This is a genomic window from uncultured Dysosmobacter sp. (genome assembly GCF_947631165.1).
GTDB lineage: Bacteria > Bacillota > Clostridia > Oscillospirales > Oscillospiraceae > Oscillibacter.
The window spans coordinates 83,782-105,253 of record NZ_CANRKH010000004.1 but is presented as its reverse complement, the minus strand read 5'-3'; the positions used below and the strand labels follow the sequence as shown (position 1 = coordinate 105,253).

Genomic DNA, 21,472 nt, shown 5'->3' with positions numbered 1-21,472 from the left:
AGAACGGGACGCCTGAGAAGCGTCCCGCTTTTTTACGCAGCGTGGGGCGTGTGGCCCGTTTCCTCTCCCGTCCGAAACAGCAGAGTGATGCACCACAGGCCCGCCAGTCCCACCAGGGCGTAGATGACCCGGGACAGCAGGGCCAGTTGGCCGCCGCATAGAAAGGCCACCGTGTCAAAGGCGAACAGGCCGATGCCGCCCCAGTTCAGGGCGCCGATGATGACCAGGATCAGCGCGATCTTGTCGATCAGCATGGACAAACCTCCATTCAAGCCCCATACAGGGGATTTGCCAGTAGGTTTCCCCGATTTGCGGAAACTATGCAAAAAAAGGTAGACCTTTTTTGAAAAAAGAGAAAAGAGGATTGAAAGCGGCGGCGGGATATTGTATAATGACGGCAAGCATGATGTCCAATTGCTGTGATAGGGGGAATACTGATGAATGTCGTATGTTTAGATATGGAGGGCGTTCTGGTGCCGGAGATCTGGATCGCCTTTGCCGAGGCCAGCGGTATCCCGGAGCTGAAGCGGACGACCCGGGACGAGCCGGACTATGACAAGCTGATGCGCTGGCGGCTGGGTATTTTGAAGGAGCACGGATTGGGCCTGAAGGAGATCCAGGCCACCATCGCCAAGATCGACCCGCTGCCCGGCGCCAAGGAATTTCTGGATGAGCTGCGGTCTCTGACCCAGGTCATCATACTCAGCGACACCTTTGAGGAATTTGCCAAGCCCTTGATGAAAAAGCTGGGTTGGCCCACCATTTTCTGCAACTCTCTGGAGGTGGCTCCCGACGGCGAGATCACCGGCTGTAAAATGCGGTGTGAAAAGTCCAAGCTGACTACGGTGAAGGCCCTCCAGTCCATTGGATACGAGACCATCGCCAGTGGCGACAGCTACAATGATCTGGGCATGATCCAGGCCAGCAAGGCGGGCTTCCTGTTCAAGAGCACAGATAAGATCAAGGCGGACTATCCGGAGCTGCCCGCCTATGAGGAGTTCGGCGACCTGCTGGCGGCCATCAAGGCGGCGCTGTAAAAGAGGGGAAAAGACGTTGGGACTTTTGCAGCTTAACTACACTATATAAATACCAGGAATTGCGTAAATAAAATTTGGAAGGGAGACACAATATGAACGAAACATTCAGCAAGCTGGGCTTCTATCCCGCGGATATCCTTCTGCCTAAGGATGCGGACATGACCAAGTGGGCCGTGGTGGCCTGCGACCAGTTCACCTCTCAGCCGGAGTACTGGCAGGCGGTGGAGGAGACTGTGGGGGACGCTCCCTCCACGCTGCGGATGATCCTGCCGGAGGCCAGGCTGAACGATCCAAATGTGGATGAACACATCGCGGGCATCAACGCCGCCATGCAGGGCTATCTGGACCAGGGCGTGTTCCGTGAACTGCCCGCCTCCCTCATTTACATCGAGCGGACCCAGTCCGACGGCAAGGTCCGCCACGGCCTCATTGGCATGGTGGATCTGGACCAGTATGACTTTACCCCCGGCTCTGGTGCGCTGATCCGGGCCACAGAGGGTACGGTGCTCTCCCGCATCCCGCCCCGAGTGAAGGTGCGGCAGGATGCTCCCATCGAGCTGCCCCACGTTATGCTGCTGATCGACGATCCGGACCGGACTGTCATCGAGCCGCTGACCGCCCAGAGCGGCGCCATGGAGCCGGTCTATGACTTTACCCTGCAGCAGGGCGGCGGCAGTCTGAAGGGCTGGAAGCTGACGGACGCCCAGGCGGACGGCGTGGCGGCGGCCCTGGCGGGCCTGTGCAGCCCGGCGGAGATGGAGAAGAAGTACGGCATGAAGGACGCCGCGCCTTTGCTGTTCGCCGTGGGCGACGGCAACCACTCTCTTGCCACCGCCAAGCAGTGCTATGAAAATTTGAAGAAGGTCACGCCTGAGAGCGAATGGGCCAGTCTGCCTGCCCGGTACGCCCTGGTGGAGGTGGTGAACAACCACGACGACGCCCTTCAGTTCGAGCCGATCCACCGTGTGGTGTTCGGCGTGGACCCCGCCAAGATGCTGGAGGCATTTAAGACGTTCTATCCCAATGCCCATGAGGGCCGGGGCGAAGGACACACCATCGCCTATACCTACGAGGGCCACACGGGCTTTATCACGGTGCCGGACCCCAAGGTCCAGCTGGCAGTGGGGACCCTCCAGGCGTTCATTGACGTCTATCTCAAGGAAAACGGCGGTGAGGTGGACTATATCCACGGCGACGAGGTCACCGACGAGCTGGGCGCCAAACCCGGCAACATCGGTTTCAAACTGCCCGCCATGGGCAAGGAGCAGCTGTTCAAGACCGTCATGGCCGACGGTGTGCTGCCCCGCAAGACCTTCTCCATGGGCCACGCCCAGGACAAGCGCTACTATGTGGAGGCCCGCAGGCTCAAGTAAACAATTTGCAAAGACGCCCCGGCGGAACTTCCGCCGGGGCGTACTTTCTTGTCCAAACCATGGGCACAGAGGATTATGACACAGTGGTAATATTCAGGGTCTCGGTCACGGTCTGCCCGCCGCCGCATTCCAGCATGACATCCAAATGCCCCATGCTCATGATCTCCGGGGACATGTCCAGGGGGAGCAGGGCGATGGACCGGGCTGAATCCACTGCCTGGACCGCCACCTGCTGCCGCTCGTCAAAGGTCTCCGTCCCTGTGGGAGTGATGAAAGCAGAGACGGCGTGGACAGGGGATGTTTCATTGTCTTGAAAGCTGACCGCCATGAGTACCTGGGCCTCTGGGGCGAAAAGCAGCCAGCCGTCCCCCAGGTCCGGCCGGAGGGGCGTGCCGTCCGGGGTGAAAAAGGCGATGCTGGCAATGGATGGCAGATCCTGGCCGTCCTCCGGTGCTTCCCATGGCCGAAGGACGGCGCCCAGGGCCACCAGAGCCGCCAGCAGAAGACAGCCCAGGAGCAGGGAAAGGGGCTTCCAGGGATTTTTGGCGTTCTTCGGGAGTTCCTCGTCGGTGAATTCCACACCCAGGATCTCTGCAAGGGCGCTCAGGTTTTCCAAGCTCGGTTCCGCGTTGCCCAACTCCCACTTGGAGACTGCCTGGCGGCTGACGCCCAGCCGCTCCGCCAGCGTCTCCTGGGTCATGCCCGCCTGTTCCCGGGCCTCCCGTATTTGATCGGCTTTGTTCATGTATGATCCCTCCTTGTTTTCATGGGACCAGCATAGCAGATAGCGGGGGTTGCGTCCACCAACTTTTCGCAACTGGACGGTTGCGGCGGAAAAATTCTTCCGCCGTCCGGCTTTCCAGGCAAGAGAGGATATGGTATAATAGCCGCAGAGCGGCTATTATCCATTATTATGCGCCGTTTTGCTCCCCGGCCTTGCCGGGAACCGCAAAACATGGCATATTATACCATTCTGCTAGCGCTTCATGGTATAATACAAGGCATCGTCAACAAGGAGCGAGCGCGATGGAGCGGATGACACAACAGGCCCCGGCCAAGGTGAATCTGGCCCTGGACATTCTGGGGCGGCGGCCCGACGGTTATCACGAGATGCGGATGGTGATGCAGACCGTGTCCCTCTGCGATACCGTCACGGTGGAGAAACGTGGGGAAGGGTTCTCCCTTTACATAGAGGGATTTGAGCTGCCCTTAGGGAAAAAACCCCTGGAGCAGCGGGCGACGGAGGCCTTTTTTGCGGCCATTGGGCGGCCCATGCCGGGGCTGAGCGTGACGCTGAAAAAGCGAACGCCGGCCTATGCCGGTCTCGGCGGCGGCAGCGCCGATGTGGCGGCGCTGCTGCGGCTCCTGCGGGAAGCTTACTGCCCGGAGATGCCGGGGGAGGAGCTGGAGCGCATCGGCTTTCAGGTGGGCAGCGACATGCCCTTCTGCGTCCGGGGCGGCACGGCCCTGGCGGAGGGCCGGGGCGAGATCCTGACGGACCTGCCGCCTCTGCCCCCATGCTGGTTTATTCTCTGCAAGCCGGACTTTGACATCCCGACCCCGTCGCTGTTTGCCAAGGCCGATGGGGCTGAGCTGAAAGACCACCCAGACATCGGCAGTATGACGGCTGCCTTGGAGCAACGAGACCTGGCGGGGGTCGCCCGGCGGATGGGCAATGTCTTTGAGAAGGTCCTGCAGCCTGAAGCCCGCCGGGAGGTGGCATATATCCAGGAGGTACTGCTGCGCTGCGGTGCTTTGAACGCCGTCATGAGCGGCTCCGGTCCCACAGTGTTCGGCCTGTTCGGCCGGCGGGAGGAAACCGAATGGCCCTTGGAGGTCCTGCGCCGGAAATATAAACAGACCTTTCTGGCGGAGCCGGTAAAAAAATTCTAAAATAGGTATCAATATCCGTATTTTTGTCCATACTCTCCGCAAAGGTCCGGGAAGGACCTACATAGAAAAGGATGGAAATACGATGAAAACTGCTGCAAAGTCTGCAAACAGACTGAAAGTGATGGAGATCGTGCTGCTGATCGGCCTGGCGGTGTTTCTGGCCTCCGGGGCGCTGGCGCTGCGGGCCCAGGACGCGCTGGCGGATAAGGTGGTGCGGCTCCACGTGCTGGCCAATTCCGATTCCGAAGAGGATCAGGCACTGAAGCTGCGGGTACGGGACACGGTGCTGGAACGGGCTACGGAGCTGCTGCGGGAAGTGGCAGACCGGGAAGAGGCGGAGGTCCTGCTGCAAGGCCGCCTCTTGGAGCTGGAGCGCCTGGCGGGGGAGACGGTGGCCGCCAACGGGTATGATTACCCGGTGACGGTGGAATTGGCCGATGCGGAGTTTCCCACGAAGGAGTATGACGGCTTCACCTTGCCTGCGGGGCGGTATCTGTCTCTGCGGGTCCTGATCGGCGAGGCGGCGGGACAGAACTGGTGGTGCGTGGTGTTTCCGCCCCTGTGTACCGCCGCGTCCGCCGATGTGCCGGCCTCCGCGCTGGCGGCAGGATTTTCAGAAGAGGAGATCGGTCTGATCACCGAGGAGAACGAGGGCTATGTACTGAAATTCAAGGCGGTGGAGTTTTGGGAGGAGCTGCAGAGAAAATGGAATTGAGAGCGGGCAGTGTGCTGTTTGTTGTGCGGGATCTGAAGAAGTCCCTGGAATTTTACAGAAATGTACTGGGACTGAAAATTGTGAACGACTTTGGCACCAACGTGGTACTGACCGGCGGACTAGCCCTTCAAACCCTGGAGAGCTGGGCTGGCTTTCTGGGAAAGACGCCTGCGGACATCCGCTTTGGAGGGGCTGAAGCCGAGCTGTATTACGAGGCTGATGACTTCGACGCCTTTTTGAAGGTCCTGGAACAGCATCCGGAGACGGAGCTGGTCCATCCCGTTCAGGAGCACCGCTGGGGCCAGCGGGCCGTGCGGCTGTACGACCCGGACCGCCATATCATCGAGGTGGGGGAGAGCATGGCCAAAGTGGCCCGCCGTTTCCTTGACGGCGGGCTGAGCGTGGAGGGTGTGGCCCGGGGAATGGATGTCAGCTTGGAATACGTCCGGGAACTGCTGAAGTGAATGGAATGCCGCCGGGAGAGTTCTCCCGGCGGCATGATTGTTGAACTGGCCGTTGACCGGCTCGGCTGGATTTACTGTTTCCCGACAAACTGAAAGTTGCAGACTTATTTCCTTATAAATGCTTGATCTGTGGAAGAAATTCCATTTTCATCAGACACATATCGTTCCACTTTCATGTGTAAGTTATATTTCTCTCGAAGTTCCTTGATTTTTGCCATCATGGGGGAAGCATGGTGAACGTCTATTGAATGCTGATCTTTCCAGCTATCAATTAAAAGCACGGTTTCCGGATGATCCATGGGAAAAAAGTATTCATATCTGATGTTTCCATCTTCTGCACGAATATCACGAACGACTCCACTTGAAATCATTTCTTCCGCAAATTTTTTGGCATTTCCATTTGTGCCGCTGTAATAGATATTCACTGTGATCGTCACTTCATATACCTCCATCAAATCCCAGTTTTTTGCTCGATTACTTGGATTAAGTATATGTTTCCGAATATTATTCTATATATTTTCCCTTTGTCCACTTCCGCCTGGGAAACAGGGCGGAAATTTCACTTTTTCAGATATGCGCCGATATCAAACTCCATCAGCTTTGTATCCCCCTTGAGATACAGCGGATGGTGGGGCTGGCCGGATTTTAAAAGCGGCCCGGCAGTGTACCACCTAGCCCCCACGGCCTGGCCGTCGGCGGCAAAGTCCCGCATGCAGTCCATCAGATAGTCCCGCTTCAGGATGATGTTGCCCCAGGCGGCCCACACCGCCGGGCCCTCCGACAGTGACAGCAGATACCGGAACGCCTTCCGGTTCTCCCCGTGTAGCAGGGGATTGAGGGACGGCTCCATGTCATCGGGCCGGGTGGCCCGCTGAGCGTAGACGTTGAACATCAAAAAGCTGTCGTACCCGTTGGCCAGGGCGATGCGTTGGGCGGATTGCAGGGTGGGGTCCAGGGCATCCGGCGCGGCGGTGGAGGGGTTGATGCCCACGCAGATCAGGGGCTTTGCGCCCCGGGTCCCCAGGATGTACCGGTATTCGGAATAGGTGTTGGGGACGTAGAGCCAGCGGGATACGTCATAGTCCGGCGAGGGCCGCAGGGCGGCTTCCAGAGCCGGCTCAAACAGCTCCAATTTCAGAGCGTCGGTGGTGCTTTTGGGGATATGCTGCATGGGATTGCCTCCTGTTTCTGTGTTCTTGACGCGCCGCTCTTCGTTTTGAGCGGCGTGTTTTTCTTCCCGTGTCGGACGGATGCAGGCGGAAAGGGCTGCGGGAAACAGCTTTGCGGCTATCATACCATATACGCCCCTTTTTGACAACTTGAAAAAAGACTGTCCTAACGGGAGAATTGTGGTATAATGGCGGAGAGAACCACGGAAGGAGATACTTCTATGCTGACGATCCTGATGGGCCGGGCCAAGACGGGAAAATCAAATACGGTCCTGCGCCGCATCGCGGAGCTGGGGGACGGGAGCCGTCAGATCCTGCTGGTGCCGGAGCACGCCTCCCACCAGGCGGAGGTGGATCTGTGCCGGGCCTGCGGTCCCGCCGCCAGCCGCCACGCGGAGGTGCTGAGCTTCCGTCGGCTGGGGGACCGGGTGCTGAGCATCACTGGCGGCGCCGCCCAGACGACCTTGGACGCCGGCGGCAAACTGCTGACGCTGCAAAAGGCCCTGTTGGAGGTGGCGCCGGAGTTGACGGTATACCGCCGTCCCTCCCAGAAATCCTCATTTCTGCGGCAGCTGCTGGACCTTTTCGACGAGCTGCGGTGCTATGAGGTGACGCCGGAGACGCTGTATGTCCAAGCCCAGGATATCGCAGGAGCGACCCGCGATAAGTTACGGGACCTGAGCCTGCTGTACGCCGCCTACGAGGCACGGCTCCGCCGTCCAGGACTGGATGCCCGGGACCGGATGACCAAGCTGTGCGACAGCCTGGAGGATTCCGCCTACGTCTGCGGAAAAGATATTTTCATCGACGGCTTTACTTATTTCAACGCCCAGGAGCGGCAGGCGCTGGGGGTCTTTCTGCGGCAGGCCCGTTCTGTTACCGTGACGCTGCTGGGAGAGCCGGACAGCCGGGAAGAGATATTTGAGGCCAGCCTGAAGACCATGGAGCAGCTGCGCCGCCTGGGCCGGGACAACGGCTGTCCGGCGGAGATCTGCGTCCTGACGGCGGAGGACAGCACAGCCCTTGGTCATGTGGAGCGGTATTTTTTTGGGGAGACCGTGTCCTATGAAGGAGACAGCGGCGCCGTCCGGCTGCGGGAGGCGGACAACGTGTTCTCCGAGGTGGAGCAGACGGCGGCGGATATCCGCCGTCTGGTGGCGGCGGGAAAGTGCCGCTACCGGGACATCACCGTGGCCGCTCGGAACATGGGGGACTATGAGAGCGTCATTGAGACGGTGTTCGAGAGGTACAGCGTGCCGGCCTATCTCAGCCGCCGCAGCGACATTCTGGAAAAGCCGGTGCTGAGCCTGCTGGCCGGCGCACTGGCAGCCATTGGAAACGGCTATGAATACGACGATATGTTCCGCTGGCTGAAAACAGGTCTGGCGGGGCTGACGGCAGCGGAGTGTGATCTGCTGGAGAACTACGTGATCCGCTGGGAGGTCCACGGACAGATGTGGCTGCGGGAGACGGACTGGACGGAGAATCCGGACGGCTACGGTGCGCCATGGAACGAAGCCCGCCAGGCCCGTCTGGCTCAGGTCAATGAATTGCGCCGGCGTGTTCGGGAGCCGCTGCTCCGGCTGGCAGAGGGCTTGAAAGCCGGAGAAACAGCTGGGGAGAAAGTCAATGCGCTTTACAGTTTTATGGAGGAGCTGTCCCTCCAGAGCGCCCTGGAGAGCCAGATGTACGCCCAGGCCGGCGCGGGCCGCATGCAGGACGCGGAGGAGACCGCCCAGCTATGGGACATCCTCTGCGGTGTGCTGGACCAGTTTGTGGAGCTGCTGGGGGATGAGCCAATGGGGCTGGACGAATTCACCCGCTTGTTCCGCCAGGTGCTGGGGGAGTACAGCGTGGGCACCATCCCCGTTTCGCTGGATCAGGTGTCCGTCAGCGAGATAACCCGCAATGACCGCCACACGGTGAAGTATTTGTTTCTGCTGGGGGCCAATGACCATGTGCTGCCGGACCCCGGTCAGAGCGGCGGTATTTTGAACGAGGATGACCGTGAGCAGCTGGCTCAGCGGGGCATCCTGCTGTCTCCCACCGGCATGGACCGGATGAGCATCGAGCTGCAAAACCTCTACGCCGCCCTGGCTCAGCCTACGGAAGGATTGACGGTCAGCAACCCGGTGGCGGACGTGTCCGGAGCGGAGCTGCGGCCCGCCTTTGTGGTGGACCGGCTGCTGCGGCTGTTCCCTGCTCTGCGGGTCGAAAAGGAAAGTATTGACAAGACATATCGCTTAACAGCGGCGGCTCCAGCCCTGGAGATGGCGGGGCAGGCGCCCCAGGTGGAGCTGCGGCGGTTTTTCACGGCCGATCCCGCTTTCCGGGACCGGCTGGCCGCCATGGAGCGGGCGGCGGCGCTGAAGCGGGGCGCTCTGTCTCCCCGTGCTGTGCAGGCGCTGTACGGGGACCGGATCAGCATGTCCGCCTCCCGGCTGGAGCGGCTGCGGTCCTGCCATTTTGCCTATTTCATGGAATACGGTCTCCGGGCCAAGCCCAGGGAGACCGCTTCCTTCGACGCACCTCAGATCGGGACCTTCCTCCACTTCCTGCTGGAGAACGTCACCCGGGATGTGCTGGCTCAGGGGGGCTTTGCCAGTGTGGACGACGAGACCCTCCATGCCCTGACGCGGCAGTATATCCAGGTGTACGCCGCCCAGGAGCTGGGGGAGCTTCAGGAGAAAAATGCCCGTTTCCGCTATCTCTTTCAGCGGCTGCGGACCACGGCCTACGCCGTGGTGGATCAGGTGGCGGAGGAGCTGCGGCACTCGGACTTCATACCGCTGGAATTCGAGTTGTCCTTTGGGGACAACGGCAAGCTCCCGGCGGTGGTGGTCTCGGAGCCGGACGCGGAGCTGCGGATCGGCGGCAAGGTGGACCGGGTAGACGGCTGGATCAAGGGCGACAAGCTGTATCTGCGAGTCGTGGATTATAAGTCCGGCAAAAAACAGTTCGATCTGGCCGCTGTGCGGATGGGACTGGATATCCAGATGCTGCTGTACCTCTTTACGCTGCAGAAGGAGGGCGGCAGCTACTTCGGCAGGGAGATCGAACCGGCAGGCGTGTTGTATCTTCCCGCCAGAGACGGGATCCTAACGGCGGAACGGAACATCCCGCCGGACAAGCTGCGGCGGGCCCGAGAGGCGGAGCTGCGGCGCTCCGGTCTGCTGCTGGCGGAGCCGGAGGTGCTGCAGGCCATGGAGCATGAGGCGCTGCGGGAGCCGCGTTATCTGCCTCTGCGAGTCAACAGGAGCGGCGATATCTCCGGCAGCATCGCCTCGGCGGCTCAGCTGGGGCAGCTGGGGCGGTATGTGGACACCCTGCTCCACCAGATCGCGGGGGAAGTCCGTCAGGGCAACATCGACGCCGATCCCTGCTGCCACACCGAGGACGACAGCGTCTGCCAATACTGCGCCTGGGCCGGGGCCTGCCACTTCCAGGACGGCCGGGACGGCGACCATCTGCACTACATCCTGCCGGTGAAGGCAGAGGAATTCTGGAAACTGATCGAGGAGGGAGGCGGCTGACATGGCAAATCTGCGTTTGACGCCCCAGCAGCAGGCTGTGGTGGAGAACCGGGGCGGCAGCCTGCTGGTGTCCGCCGCCGCCGGCTCCGGCAAGACCAAGGTGCTGGTGGAGCGGCTCTTCCGCTATGTGACGGAGGAGCGGTGCAATGTGGACGATTTTCTGATCATCACCTATACCAAGGCCGCCGCCGCTGAGCTTCGGAGCAAGATCGCCTCGGAGCTTTCCAAGCGGCTGGCGGAGACGCCCGGCGACCAGCACTTGAAGCGGCAGATGCTGCGGGTCTATCAGGCGGACATCAAAACGGTGGACGCATTCTGCACGGCGCTGCTGCGGGAGAACACCCATCTGCTGGCCCGGGAGGGCGACCGCCACGCCCTGACGCCGGATTTCCGGGTCCTGGACGAGAGCGACGCCAAGCTGGTGCGGGAGCGGGTCCTGCGACGGGTCCTGGAGAGCTTTTACGAGCAGATGGATCAGGGCCGTGCCCAGCTGGCGGATACACTGGGAGCCGGACGGGACGACCAGGCGCTTGCCTCTCTGGTGCTGGAGCTGTATGAAAAGCTGCAGAGCCACGCCTATCCGGACCGCTGGCTGGCGGAGAATCAGAGAAACTGGGCCGGCCTGGACGGCGCTTTTGACGAGACGCCCTACGCTGGGGAGCTGCTGGTTATGGTGCGGCGAAAGGCCAGGCATTGGGCGGCGTTGCTGCGGCAGGCGGCGGAGCGGACTGAGGGGGACGCGGCGCTGTCGGCTGGCTACGGCGCAAAATTTCTAACGGCCGCCCAGGGCTTTCAGCGTCTGGAGGATGCCGGTGACTGGGATGCGGCCCGCCTTGCTGTGGATATGATAGCGTTTCCCAGGCTGGTCACGCCCAAGGGCCGGAAGGACGATCCGGATCTGGCGGCGCTGAAGCAGGTGTGGGAGAGCTGCAAGGATGACATGAAAAAGCTGAACGGCCTGCTGGATATCAGCGGGGAGGAGGCGATGGAGGACCTGCGGACCATGGCTCCTGCCATGCTGGCCCTGCTGGAACTGACGGCGGACTTCAGCCGCGCCTACAGGGCGGAAAAGCTGCGGCTGAACGCTGCCGATTTCTCCGATCAGGAGCATTTGGCGCTGCTGCTTCTGGTCAGGGAGGGCGGCGGCCCCACAGAGTTGGGCGAACAGGTGGCATCACGGTATGCGGAGGTATTGGTGGACGAGTACCAGGACACCAACGAGGTCCAGAACGCCATTTTCCAGGCGGTGTCCCGCCATGGGCAGAACATCTTCACTGTGGGCGACGTGAAGCAGAGCATCTACCGCTTCCGGCTGGCGGACCCCACCATTTTCCTGGGAAAATACGAACGCTTCAAGTCCTATGAGGACGCCGCCGACGGTGAGGAGCGAAAGATCCTGCTGTCCAAAAACTTCCGTTCCAGGCGGGAGATCCTGGACGCGGCCAACTTCGTGTTTGGAAATATCCTCTCCCCGGAGATGGGGGAGATGGAATACGGCGAGGACGAGGCGCTCCACTTCGGCGCGGAATACTATCCCCAGCGGCTCGACTGCGGCACGGAGTTCCACCTGATCTCTGCCCAGCGGAAGTCGGCGGAGAACGACCGGCCGGTGAAGCGGATCGTGGCGGAGGCCCGTTTTGTGGCCCAGCGCATCCGGCGGCTGCTGGACGAGGGCTATCCCGTCACCGATGGGGACGGGACTCTCCGTCCCTGCCGCCCGGAGGACATCGTGATCCTGATGCGCTCCCCCGGCAGCCGGGGCGCCGTGTTCGCCGAGGCGCTGGCGGAATGGGATGTTCCCTGCTCCTTTGAGGAGAGCGGCGGCTTTTTCGATACCATGGAGATCTCGGTGATGCTGTCCCTGCTGGAGCTGGTGGACAATCCCCGGCAGGATGTGCCGCTGATCTCTGTGCTGCGCTCCCCGATCTTTGGCTTTGCGCCGGACCGTTTGGCGGAGATCCGGACGGCAGACCCCGCCGGCGATTACTATGACGCCGTGGCGGCGGACGGCGGCCAGGACTGCGCCGCCTTTTTGGATACTCTGGGGCAGCTTCGGCAGGCGGCCCGGGACATGAGCGTCCACCGGCTGATCTGGCATATTTACAATACGCTGAATATCCTGGGTATTTTCGGGGCCATGGACCGGGGCGGAGAGCGCCGGGAGAACCTGATCGCTTTCAGCCGCCACGCCCAGCGCTTCGAGAGCGGCGGCTACCGGGGCCTCTTTGCCTTTGTGACCCAGCTGCGGCGGCTGCTGGAATCCGGTCAGGCTCCAGTCACCAAGGCCGCGGCGGCAGTGAACGGCGTACGCCTCATGACCATCCACAAGTCCAAGGGACTGGAATTCCCCATCGTTATTCTGGCGGACCTGGAGCACACCTTTTCTCGGATGGACTTCAACTCGCCGGTGCTGGTCCACCCCGCGTTGGGCCTGGGTCCGCAATGCGTGGACCTGAAACGGAAGATCCGGTATCCGACCCTGGCCCGGCTGGCCGTCAGCGAAAAGATGCTGCGGGAAAATCTGGCGGAGGAGCAGCGCATTTTGTACGTGGCCATGACCCGGCCCAAGGAGAAGCTGATTTTGACGGCTTCTGTCTACGGGGCGGAGAAGCGGGTGCGGAAGCTGGCGTCCATGGCCGCCTGCCCGGTGCCGCCGGAGACGGTGGCGGCAGGCAGGACCTATACCGACTGGCTGCTGCTGCCGTTGCTGTGCCGCCCGGAGGCAGCCCCCCTGCGGAGCTGGGCCGACGGAACGGTGAATGCCCTGTATGGGGGGGACGATAGCAGGTGGCAAGTAGAAATACATGACAGTGAGGACTATCGGGACCGGCCCAGACAGTCCTTCACCGAAGAGGCAGAGATTTCCGGCGGGATCGCTTTTGACCCAGCGCTGCTGCGCTTTGTCTATCCGTATGACCGGGAGACGGGCCTGCCCGCCAAAGTGACGGCGACCCAGCTGAAGGGCCGTGCGCTGGACGAGGAGATCGCGGAGAATGCGGCTCACACGCCCTATATCCGGCCGCTGTCCCAGCCCAAATTTCGCCAGGAGCACTATGGCCTGACCCCGGCGGAGCGTGGCACCGCCACTCACCTGGTTTTACAGTATCTGGACCTGGCGGACCGGGATGTGGAGGGGCAGGTGGAAGCGCTGGAGGCGCGGGGCTTGCTGACGGCGGAACAGGCCGCCGCGGTGGACATCCCGGCGTTGAAACGGTTTTTGGCCTCGCCCTTGGCGGAGGAGATCCGGCGGAGCGGCAATATTCTGCGGGAGTACCGGTTCACTCTGCTGATGGATGTCAGGGAATATGATCCGGCATCGTCGGGGGAGGACCAGATCCTTCTTCAGGGCGTAGTGGACTGCTGCTTCGAGACGGAAGCGGGTCTGATCGTGGTGGATTTCAAGACCGACCATGTACGAACGGCGGAAGAGGTGGCGGACCGGACGGAGCGGTACCGCCCCCAATTGGCTGCTTACAGCAAAGCGCTGGAGAAGGTGCTGGAAAAACCGGTAGTCCGGCGGGTCCTGTATTTCCTGAACGCCGGAGAAACAGTGGACGTTTGAAAGGAGAGGGAAGATGGCAGAGAAGATCGTCAGCGCCATGGAGGCGGTGGTTCCTCAGCCTCCGGAGACAGTGTGGGCCGTTGTGACGGACCTGGACCGCTGGCAGTGGCGCAGTGACCTGAAGGGCTTGGAGCGGACCGGCCCGGATACCTTCATCGAATATGATAAGAGCGGCTTTGCGACCCATTTCACAGTTGCTTGCCGCCGGGAGCCTGTTGAATGGGCCTTCGACTTGGAAAACGCCAATATGGCGGGCCAGTGGACTGGTGCGTTCCAAGCCGTTCCGGAAGGGACAAAGGTCACCTTTACCGAGTCCCTGACGCCGAAGAAGTGGTGGGTGAAGTTCTTGATCAAGAGCTATCTCAAGAAGCAGCAGGCCCGCTATTTCGCAGACTTGAAAAGGGCGCTGGGGGAGTGAGGGAAGAAGCTGGCAGAAGAAAACCAAAAATAAGTGCGAAAAATGCTTGCATTTCAAAAAAAGGCGTGTTATACTAATTAACGCCTTTGTGAGGTGAAAGCTTCTAAAAGGGTAGTCAGGATCAGAAAGAGGTGAACGAGAGCAATGAAGGAAGGAATCCATCCCAATTATCAGCAGACTACGATTACTTGCGCCTGCGGTAATGTGATTGAGACAGGTTCTACCAAAGAGAATATCAAGGTGGAAGTCTGCTCTAAGTGTCACCCCTTCTTCACGGGTAAGCAGAAGCTGGTGGATACCGGCGGACGCGTTGCCAAGTTCAACAAGAAGTTCGGCCTGGACAAATAAGTCTGACACAGTCACAAAAAGGGTCTGCCAGCGGCAGGCCCTTTTTCTGTTTACTTTTGCCGCAAGAGCGCATATACTAAATTTATATACCTACTCTATCGTGTTATTTTGAGAGGAGTGCTGTGTCATGAAACTGCATCCCGTGGATGTGAAAACGCTGACGCCGGAGATCTTTCAGGTGTTTGGGACCCAGAACGCCCTGCTGACCGCCGGCGACAAGACCGCTTGCAACACTATGACCATCGGCTGGTGCCAGCTGGGCCGGATCTGGAATCTGCCCGTCTGCACCGTTTATGTACGGCCGGAACGCTATACGTATCAGTTCATGGAATCTCACGACTATTTCACGGTGGCCATCCTGCCCGCCGGCGAGAGAAAGACCATGCAGGTCTGCGGCACCAAGAGCGGCCGGGACGTGGACAAGATCAAGGAGTGCGGCCTGACCCTCTGCTACGGCGCCGGAGACGCTCCTTTCTTTGACGAGGCGGAGTGGGTCCTGGTGTGCAAAAAAGCCTATGTGCAGGACATGGACCCCGCCTGTGTGGTGGATCAGGTCCACATCGCGCCGTATTACGGCGAAAAGGGCGGCTGGCACCGGATCTACACCGGGGAGGTCGTGGAGGCCTATACAAGGTAAGGAGACTGTCGAACACATGCGAGAAACTGACGAGATCCGTGACAAGGTGGTACTGGTGGGGCTGAACTCCCCGGTATTGAAAAAAGAGGAAAACGCCGACGAGGAGACCATGGAGGAGCTGTCCGCCCTGGTGGAGACCGCCGGCGGCGAGACCGTGGGTATTGTGCTGCAAAACCGTGCCTCTCCGGACCCCCGGACCTTCATCGGCGAGGGCAAGGTGGCGGAGGTGCAGCTCTACTGCGAGAACACAGGGGCCACCATGGCCATTTTCGACAATGACCTGTCCCCCTCCCAGCAGCGGGTTCTGACGGAGCTGCTGGGCGTCCAGGTGCTGGACCGCTGCGGCTTGATCCTGGACATCTTTGCCCAGCGGGCCAAGACCAAGGAAGGCCGGCTCCAGGTGGAGCTGGCCCAGTACAAATATCTGCTGCCCCGGCTGACGGGCATGTGGACCCATCTGGAGCGTCAGGCAGGCACCAGCGGCAGCGGCCCCATCGGCTCCAAAGGCCCCGGCGAGACCCAGTTGGAAACGGACCGCCGCCTGATCCACAAGAAGATCGACAAGCTGCGGGACGATCTGGAGGATGTGCGCCGGGTGCGGAGCACCCAGCGCCAGCAGCGGCGGAAGAACGAGATCCCGGTGGTGGCTATCGTGGGCTATACCAACGCGGGCAAGTCCACGCTGCTGAACAAGCTCACCGGCGCAGGCATCCCCGCCAATAACCGCCTGTTCGACACACTGGATACCACCAGCCGCCTGCTGACGGTCAGCGACACGCTGGACGTGGTGGTCAGCGACACCGTAGGCTTTATCCGCAAGCTGCCCCATCAGCTGGTGGAGGCCTTCAAGGCGACCCTGGAGGAGCTGGAATACGCCGACCTGCTGCTGCATGTCATCGACGTGTCCAACCCGGAGTGGCAGCTCCAGGCCCAGGTGGTGGAGGATCTGATCCAGGAGCTGGGAGCGGGGGAGCTGCCCCGGATCGATGTGTTCAACAAGTGCGACAGCCTGCCGGCAGGGGAGATCATGCCCCATGGCGAGGACATCTGCGCCATTTCCGCCCGCACCGGCGCGGGCCTGGACAAGCTGCTGGAGATGATCGACAAGCGGCTGGACAAGGGGACCCGCCGGGTCACCCTGCGTCTGCCCTATGACAAGGGCGGCCTGCTGGACACGCTGTACCGGGAGGCCAAGGTGGAGAACGTGGAGTACGGCGAGACCATCCAGGTCACCGCCGTCTGCGGCCCCCGGACCCTGGGCCAGGTGGGGGCGTTTATCGCGGAGTGAGGGGGGACAGGCCCTCGCCGGTCCGCAGGCCCAGGAGAAATGCGTGGATGGCGGTGAATTCCAGATTTTTGTTGTAGGCCTCCCGCAGCTCGGCTGTCAACAGGCTATCCATGAGGGAGAGCCACATTTCGTAGCCGTCCTGAGGCGCTTCATCCAGTTGGGGCTTGATGTAGGCGGTATAAAGCCATTTCATAAAATCAGTCATTTTTATTATCACCTCACAAAAACATAAATTTTGGCGTGCTTAGCAATAGTATCCTATCACATAAAATATGGCGTGTCAAGGGGGATTTATGCCTTTTCAAGAACGATTACGCGAATTGCGAAAAGAGAGACATGAAACGCAGAAGGCAGTCGCTGAAGCGATTGGCATCAATGAGCGTCATTATCAAAAATTTGAAGCAGGCGCTAATTTGCCCAGCTTCGATAACCTGTGTGCCCTTGCCGACCATTTCGGCGTCTCCATGGACTATCTGGCGGGCCGCACGGACCGGAGGGAGGTCCTGCGATGACCACAGTGCTGGAGACCCCGCGGCTGCGTCTGCGGCCCTTCCGGGACAGCGACGCGGCGGATGTTTACGCATACGCGCGGGACTCCCGGGTCGGCCCTATCGCGGGGTGGCCGCCCCATAAAAGCGAGGCGGAGAGCCGGGAGATCATCCGGACCGTGTTCTCCGCCCCCGGCACGTTTGCCATGGAGCTGAAGGAGAGCGGCAGGGTCATCGGCTCCGTGGGCTTTGTGGGGAACCACCCGGCGGGAGAGCAGCCGGACTGCCCCGACGACGAGATCGGCTATGCCCTGGGCGTGGCTCACTGGGGCAGGGGACTGGTGCCGGAGGCGGTGAATGCTGTACTGGCCTATGGCTTTACAGAGCTTGGCCTGCGGCGCATCTGGTGCGGCCACTACGCTGCTAACCGCCGGTCCTCCAGAGTCATCGGGAAATGCGGCTTCCGCTATCAGTTCGCCCGGCCCACGGATGTGGCCCTGTTGGGCGAGGTGCGGCAGACCTACTTTTATGTACTGACAAAGGAGGATTGGCGTGAGCGCGTATCTGGTGCCCTTTGAGAACGGCGAGAGCGAGTTTATGGAAAAGCGCTCCCGCTTCATCAGCCATCTCTGGCGGGTCGGGAGCGAGGCCGAGGCCCGGGGCCGCATCGAGGAAATGAAGAAGAAGTACTACGACGCCCGCCACAACTGCTGGTGCTACTTATTAAAAGAGGGGAACGTGGTCCGCTACTCCGACGACGGCGAGCCTCAGGGCACTGCCGGACAGCCCATGCTGAACGTATTCCAGCGGGAGGAAGTGACCAACGTCTGCTGCGTGGTGACCCGGTATTTCGGCGGCGTGCTGCTGGGAGCCGGCGGTCTGACCCGAGCCTATGCCAAAGGGGCCAAGGACGTGCTGGACGCGGTGGGCGTGGCCCGCATGAGCCTGTGGACCCTGTGGGACGTTCCCTGCACCTATCCGCTGTTTGAGCGGGTCAAGCTGGAGGTCGCCGCCTGTGGCGGCGTGGTGCGGAACGCGGATTACGGAGCAGGGATCACGCTGCGGGCGGCCTTTCCGGCGGGCGGCGCGGAGCGTTTCGCACTCCGGCTGACGGAGCTGTCCGCCGGCAGTCTTGCCATGACGGCGGCGGGGGAGGAGTTCCTGCCCGGTCCCCGGGAAAGGGCGAAATGATGAGCAGCGCCGGTCCGGTGACCGGCGCTGTTTTTTTATTCGTTATTCCACGTCCCGCAGATGATAGCCCAGCTCCTGGACCTTCCGCTGGATATCCGCCTGACGGATGCCGGTGGAGTCATAGTCCACCGCGAGACAGCCCTGGCCGTTGACGCTGACAGAGGTGACGCCGGGCAGAGTGTCCAGCTCCCGTTTCAGCCGGTGGACGTCATGCTGGTCCCCGGCGTTTTCCAGGGAGAAATACGCGCTGATATGAGCCATGTGTGACCACTCCTTCCGGCCTAGTCTGCCCCGGTGGAGCTATGTTCATGCGCATGAAAAATGACGGACGGTGCTGAAAAATCCAGGGGCCGCGCCGGAAGCCCCTGGCTGCTGGCGGCGGGGCGTGATACAAAAATGATGGAACTTTGATGTATGGTCAACGCAGTTGAAAGGGATCAAGTGCTCCTTTTCAACTGTGCCGGCTTATCAACTATCCCACAAGAGGTGAAGCCCATGAACAAGATCCTGATCGCGGAGGACGAGGCGGCCATTGCCAACCTGCTTCGCACGGCCCTGGAGGGGGCGGACTACCGCTGTGTTTGGGCGGCGGACGGCGCTGCCGCTGCCGACCTGCTGGAGCGGGAGCCCTTTGATCTGGCGCTGCTGGACATCATGCTCCCCAAGGCCGACGGGTATGAGCTGCTGGAGTACTGCAAATCCCTGGAGGTGCCGGTGATCTTTCTTACCGCCAAGGGGCGGCTGGAGGAGCGGGTGAAAGGCCTGCGGCTGGGGGCAGAAGACTACATTACCAAGCCCTTTGAGCTGATGGAGCTGCTGGCCCGAGTCGAGACGGTGCTGCGCCGCTGCGGCAAGACGGGGCGGGTGCTGTCCCTGCCGCCGGACATCGAGATCGACACCGCCAGCCATATCGTGAAAAAGAACGGCGTTCCGGTGGCCCTGACGGCCAAGGAGTATGACCTTCTGCTGCTGTTCGTCCAGAACAAGAACATTGCCCTCTACCGGGACCGCATCTATGAGCGGGTGTGGGGCGAGGAGTACCTGGGGGACAGCCGCACGGTGGACCTCCACATCCAGAGGATGCGGAAAAAACTGGGCCTGGAGCACCGTTTGGTGGCGGTCTATAAGGTGGGATACCGGCTGGAGGTGGCGCGTTGAAGCTGTTCTGGAAGCTGTTTTGCAGCATGGTCATCACCACCGCCCTGGCCTGCTCCCTGGGGGGCTACATCCTGATCGACGCCCAGTTCCGCACCTCCTTGGACCGGGAGGTGACGGCGGTGTATGAGGAGAACGACCTGCTGCGCTATACCCTGGCCCGGGAGATCCAGACCCATCCCGCCATGGATCGGGCAGGCCTCAGTCAGGCGGTCCAAAACATCACCATCAGCACCGGCCGGGGAAAGGTGGCCTTCCGCATCAGCGACGAGGCCGGGGCGGCTGTGTCCGTCAACGGCAGCCTGCCAGTGGAGGCCGTCGGGCTGACGGCGGGCCTCGGCCCGGACCGGCGGGGCTGGGAGCTGGCGCCAGTGTCCAATGGCCGCATCTATCTCCACGCCGCAAGTCCCTTGGTCCTGGGCGGCGGCACGCTGTATCTGGAAAACTGCCGGGAGGTCTCCTCTCTGTTTGTCAGCCGGCGGGAGCAGTACCAGAGCTTTTTCTACATGATGCTGGCTCTCACCGGGGCGGTGGGGGTTCTGTCTTTGCTGATCTCCGGCCTGATGGTGCGGCCCCTGAGCCGTCTCTCCGCCGCCGCCCGGCGGATGGCGGCGGGCGAGCTGGACGTGCGGGTACGGGTGGACAGCGGCGACGAGGTGGGGCGATTGGCGGCGGATTTCAACGCCATGGCCGCTCAGCTGGAGCGTCAGGTCCAGGAGTTGAAGGACGCCGCCAGGCGGCAGGAGGACTTCATCGGCAGCTTTGCCCACGAGATCAAAACGCCCCTGACCTCCATCATCGGCTACGCCGATCTGCTTCGATCCCGGCCCGCCACGGCGAAGCAGGTGCAGGACAGCGCCGGATATATCTTCCGGGAGGGCAGGCGGCTGGAGGCCCTCAGCCGGAAGCTCATGGATCTCATCGTGCTGGACAGGCAGGACTTTCCACTGCGGCCTGTGCCCATGGACGTCTTCCTCCGCCGGACCGGCGGCGCCCTGCGGCCTGCGCTGGAGCAGGCGGGCATCCAACTGGAGATATCGGCCCAGGCGGCGGCGATCCCCCTGGAGCCGGACCTGATGGAGACGGTCTGCCTGAACCTGCTGGACAACGCTCGGAAGGCCATGGATCGCGGCGGCCGGATCCTGTTGGAGGGCTTTCCGGAGCCGGGAGGCTACTGCATCCGGGTGACGGATACCGGCAAGGGCATCCCGGCAGCGGAGTTGGACCGTATTACAGAGGCATTTTACATGGTGGACAAGTCCCGCTCCCGGGCCCAGGGCGGCGCGGGGCTGGGGTTGGCGGTATGCCAGCGGATCGTGGCCCTCCATGGCGGCGCCATGGATTTTCAGAGTGCCGAGGGCGCGGGGACTGAGGTTCAGGTCCATTTAAGGGGAGGTGAGGGGGCATGAAGCGGCTGGATCGGATTCTGCTGCCCATTCTGACCTGCCTGGTGGTGCTGGTGGCGCTCCTGTTTCCCCAGCGGCTGTCCCAGTGGCGGGACGAGGCGGTGCTGAACAGCCCCCACACCGAGGAACTGAAAACAGAAAACGAACTGCCCACCCAGGCCCTGACCATCCAGGAGCGGATGCTGCTGGTGGCCCAGTATAACGAGGGCGCGGATATGACGGCCCTGGTCCAGGAGCTGGAGTGGGACAGCGAAACGGAGAACTTGGTGTGGAAGGAACTGGAAGGACTGTGCAAAGACGGCATTCTGCCGCCGGAGGTGCTGCCGGAGGACCTGACGGCTTTTCCGCTCCAGCGGTGCTATCTGCGCTCCCCAGAGGAGATCCGGGGCGCCAGCTTCCTGGTGGTGGAGGGCTATTCCAAGAAGAATGCCCTGAACCTCTCCCTGGCGCTGGATGAGGAGACCGGCGCTGCTCTGTGGCTGGAAGCGGACAGTCCCTTTTTGAGGAAGTTTGACGCCGATTCTCTCGCCATTGGCAGCATCTTCCTGGCCCGGCTGGGGCTGGAGAATGTCTGTGAGAACTATAGTCCGCAGGCCGCGCAGCTCACGCTGCCGGGCGCGGACTGATACTATTCGGTCATCAAGGATAGGTCCTTCCTGCACATTACTCCCTGGACGGCTGTCAATGTCTTAACAGATGCAACAGATGTGCGTGTTTCTGTGGACGGTGCAGAAAATCAGGCGGCTGTTGCAAAAAAATGATGGCATTTTGATACAAAAACGCCGGGAATTTGAT

Annotated in this window: 23 protein-coding genes; 17 read left to right on the top strand and 6 right to left on the bottom strand. The window is 61.3% G+C overall.

Annotated features, from left to right (window positions below):
- Positions 1–32: 32 nt before the first annotated feature.
- Entirely contained in the window at positions 33–254 is a 222-nt protein-coding gene (locus tag Q0Z69_RS03570) for a DUF378 domain-containing protein (RefSeq protein ID WP_298029843.1), read from the bottom strand.
- Positions 255–437: 183 nt separating this feature from the next.
- Here Q0Z69_RS03570 and thrH point away from each other — a divergent pair, with 183 nt between their 5' ends.
- Together thrH and Q0Z69_RS03560 are read left to right on the top strand one after the other, a co-directional pair.
- A complete protein-coding gene (thrH, locus tag Q0Z69_RS03565; RefSeq protein ID WP_298029842.1) occupies positions 438–1,037 on the top strand; it encodes a bifunctional phosphoserine phosphatase/homoserine phosphotransferase ThrH in 600 nt (199 codons plus the stop codon).
- A gap of 92 nt (positions 1,038–1,129) precedes the next feature.
- Complete coding sequence (locus Q0Z69_RS03560) at positions 1,130–2,410, top strand: DUF1015 domain-containing protein (protein ID WP_298029841.1); 1,281 nt, start codon at positions 1,130–1,132, stop codon at positions 2,408–2,410.
- Between the two features lie 73 nt (positions 2,411–2,483).
- Here Q0Z69_RS03560 and Q0Z69_RS03555 read toward each other — a convergent pair whose 3' ends face one another.
- Entirely contained in the window at positions 2,484–3,155 is a 672-nt protein-coding gene (locus tag Q0Z69_RS03555) for a helix-turn-helix transcriptional regulator (RefSeq protein ID WP_298029840.1), read from the bottom strand.
- 281 nt (positions 3,156–3,436) lie between these two features.
- On the opposite strand from Q0Z69_RS03555, the gene ispE reads away from it, so the two are divergent.
- The 3 genes from ispE (at position 3,437) to Q0Z69_RS03540 (ending at position 5,482) form a co-directional block, all read left to right on the top strand.
- On the top strand, positions 3,437–4,303 hold the full coding sequence (ispE, locus tag Q0Z69_RS03550; protein WP_298029839.1) for a 4-(cytidine 5'-diphospho)-2-C-methyl-D-erythritol kinase: 867 nt from the start codon (positions 3,437–3,439) through the stop codon (positions 4,301–4,303).
- 82 nt (positions 4,304–4,385) lie between these two features.
- Positions 4,386–5,018 carry a stage II sporulation protein R gene (gene spoIIR, locus Q0Z69_RS03545; protein WP_298029838.1) on the top strand — a complete coding sequence of 211 codons (633 nt, stop codon included), beginning with the start codon at positions 4,386–4,388 and terminating at the stop codon, positions 5,016–5,018.
- Positions 5,009–5,482 carry a VOC family protein gene (locus Q0Z69_RS03540; RefSeq protein WP_367272220.1) on the top strand — a complete coding sequence of 158 codons (474 nt, stop codon included), beginning with the start codon at positions 5,009–5,011 and terminating at the stop codon, positions 5,480–5,482. The genes spoIIR and Q0Z69_RS03540 overlap by 10 nt, the downstream gene beginning before the upstream one ends.
- 104 nt (positions 5,483–5,586) lie before the next feature.
- Here Q0Z69_RS03540 and Q0Z69_RS03535 read toward each other — a convergent pair whose 3' ends face one another.
- Positions 5,587–5,919 carry a putative quinol monooxygenase gene (locus tag Q0Z69_RS03535; protein WP_298029837.1) on the bottom strand — a complete coding sequence of 111 codons (333 nt, stop codon included), beginning with the start codon at positions 5,917–5,919 and terminating at the stop codon, positions 5,587–5,589.
- A 122-nt stretch (positions 5,920–6,041) separates the two neighbouring features.
- Positions 6,042–6,653 (bottom strand): DUF1643 domain-containing protein, encoded by a 612-nt coding sequence (locus Q0Z69_RS03530; protein ID WP_298029836.1) that lies wholly within the window; start codon positions 6,651–6,653, stop codon positions 6,042–6,044.
- Between the two features lie 219 nt (positions 6,654–6,872).
- On the opposite strand from Q0Z69_RS03530, the gene Q0Z69_RS03525 reads away from it, so the two are divergent.
- The 6 genes from Q0Z69_RS03525 (at position 6,873) to hflX (ending at position 16,437) form a co-directional block, all read left to right on the top strand.
- On the top strand, positions 6,873–10,184 hold the full coding sequence (locus Q0Z69_RS03525) for a PD-(D/E)XK nuclease family protein (protein ID WP_298029835.1): 3,312 nt from the start codon (positions 6,873–6,875) through the stop codon (positions 10,182–10,184).
- A gap of 1 nt (position 10,185) precedes the next feature.
- Positions 10,186–13,746, top strand: a complete 3,561-nt coding sequence (addA, locus tag Q0Z69_RS03520) for a helicase-exonuclease AddAB subunit AddA (RefSeq protein WP_298029834.1) — start codon at positions 10,186–10,188, stop codon at positions 13,744–13,746.
- Between the two features lie 13 nt (positions 13,747–13,759).
- Positions 13,760–14,164, top strand: coding sequence for an SRPBCC family protein (locus tag Q0Z69_RS03515; protein WP_298029833.1), 405 nt, complete (start codon positions 13,760–13,762; stop codon positions 14,162–14,164).
- 144 nt (positions 14,165–14,308) lie between these two features.
- Positions 14,309–14,512 carry a 50S ribosomal protein L31 gene (gene rpmE, locus Q0Z69_RS03510; protein WP_298029832.1) on the top strand — a complete coding sequence of 68 codons (204 nt, stop codon included), beginning with the start codon at positions 14,309–14,311 and terminating at the stop codon, positions 14,510–14,512.
- A 127-nt stretch (positions 14,513–14,639) separates the two neighbouring features.
- Positions 14,640–15,149: a flavin reductase family protein gene (locus Q0Z69_RS03505; protein ID WP_298029831.1), complete on the top strand. Its 510-nt coding sequence runs from the start codon at positions 14,640–14,642 to the stop codon at positions 15,147–15,149.
- Positions 15,150–15,165: 16 nt separating this feature from the next.
- Positions 15,166–16,437, top strand: a complete 1,272-nt coding sequence (hflX, locus tag Q0Z69_RS03500) for a GTPase HflX (protein WP_298029830.1) — start codon at positions 15,166–15,168, stop codon at positions 16,435–16,437.
- On the opposite strand, the gene Q0Z69_RS03495 is transcribed toward hflX, so the two are convergent.
- The gene (locus Q0Z69_RS03495) at positions 16,424–16,642 is read right to left on the bottom strand and encodes a hypothetical protein (RefSeq protein ID WP_298029829.1); all 219 of its coding nucleotides are present in this window, start codon (positions 16,640–16,642) and stop codon (positions 16,424–16,426) included. The genes hflX and Q0Z69_RS03495 overlap by 14 nt on opposite strands.
- A 67-nt stretch (positions 16,643–16,709) precedes the next feature.
- On the opposite strand from Q0Z69_RS03495, the gene Q0Z69_RS03490 reads away from it, so the two are divergent.
- The 3 genes from Q0Z69_RS03490 to Q0Z69_RS03480 are packed head-to-tail and all read left to right on the top strand — an operon-like array spanning position 16,710 to position 18,116.
- On the top strand, positions 16,710–16,949 hold the full coding sequence (locus Q0Z69_RS03490; protein WP_367272218.1) for a helix-turn-helix domain-containing protein: 240 nt from the start codon (positions 16,710–16,712) through the stop codon (positions 16,947–16,949).
- Entirely contained in the window at positions 16,946–17,503 is a 558-nt protein-coding gene (locus Q0Z69_RS03485) for a GNAT family N-acetyltransferase (protein WP_298029827.1), read from the top strand. The genes Q0Z69_RS03490 and Q0Z69_RS03485 overlap by 4 nt, the downstream gene beginning before the upstream one ends.
- Complete coding sequence (locus Q0Z69_RS03480) at positions 17,478–18,116, top strand: YigZ family protein (RefSeq protein ID WP_298029826.1); 639 nt, start codon at positions 17,478–17,480, stop codon at positions 18,114–18,116. Before Q0Z69_RS03485 ends, Q0Z69_RS03480 begins: the two co-directional genes overlap by 26 nt.
- A 42-nt stretch (positions 18,117–18,158) precedes the next feature.
- Here Q0Z69_RS03480 and Q0Z69_RS03475 read toward each other — a convergent pair whose 3' ends face one another.
- On the bottom strand, positions 18,159–18,377 hold the full coding sequence (locus Q0Z69_RS03475; RefSeq protein ID WP_298029825.1) for a heavy-metal-associated domain-containing protein: 219 nt from the start codon (positions 18,375–18,377) through the stop codon (positions 18,159–18,161).
- 234 nt (positions 18,378–18,611) lie between these two features.
- On the opposite strand from Q0Z69_RS03475, the gene Q0Z69_RS03470 reads away from it, so the two are divergent.
- Genes Q0Z69_RS03470 through Q0Z69_RS03460 form a run of 3 tightly spaced genes read left to right on the top strand, consistent with a single transcriptional unit; the run spans position 18,612 to position 21,303 of the window.
- The gene (locus Q0Z69_RS03470) at positions 18,612–19,274 is read left to right on the top strand and encodes a response regulator transcription factor (RefSeq protein ID WP_298029824.1); all 663 of its coding nucleotides are present in this window, start codon (positions 18,612–18,614) and stop codon (positions 19,272–19,274) included.
- On the top strand, positions 19,271–20,680 hold the full coding sequence (locus tag Q0Z69_RS03465) for a cell wall metabolism sensor histidine kinase WalK (RefSeq protein WP_298029823.1): 1,410 nt from the start codon (positions 19,271–19,273) through the stop codon (positions 20,678–20,680). Before Q0Z69_RS03470 ends, Q0Z69_RS03465 begins: the two co-directional genes overlap by 4 nt.
- Positions 20,677–21,303, top strand: coding sequence for a hypothetical protein (locus Q0Z69_RS03460; protein ID WP_298029822.1), 627 nt, complete (start codon positions 20,677–20,679; stop codon positions 21,301–21,303). Before Q0Z69_RS03465 ends, Q0Z69_RS03460 begins: the two co-directional genes overlap by 4 nt.
- The last annotated feature ends 169 nt before the right edge of the window (positions 21,304–21,472 follow it).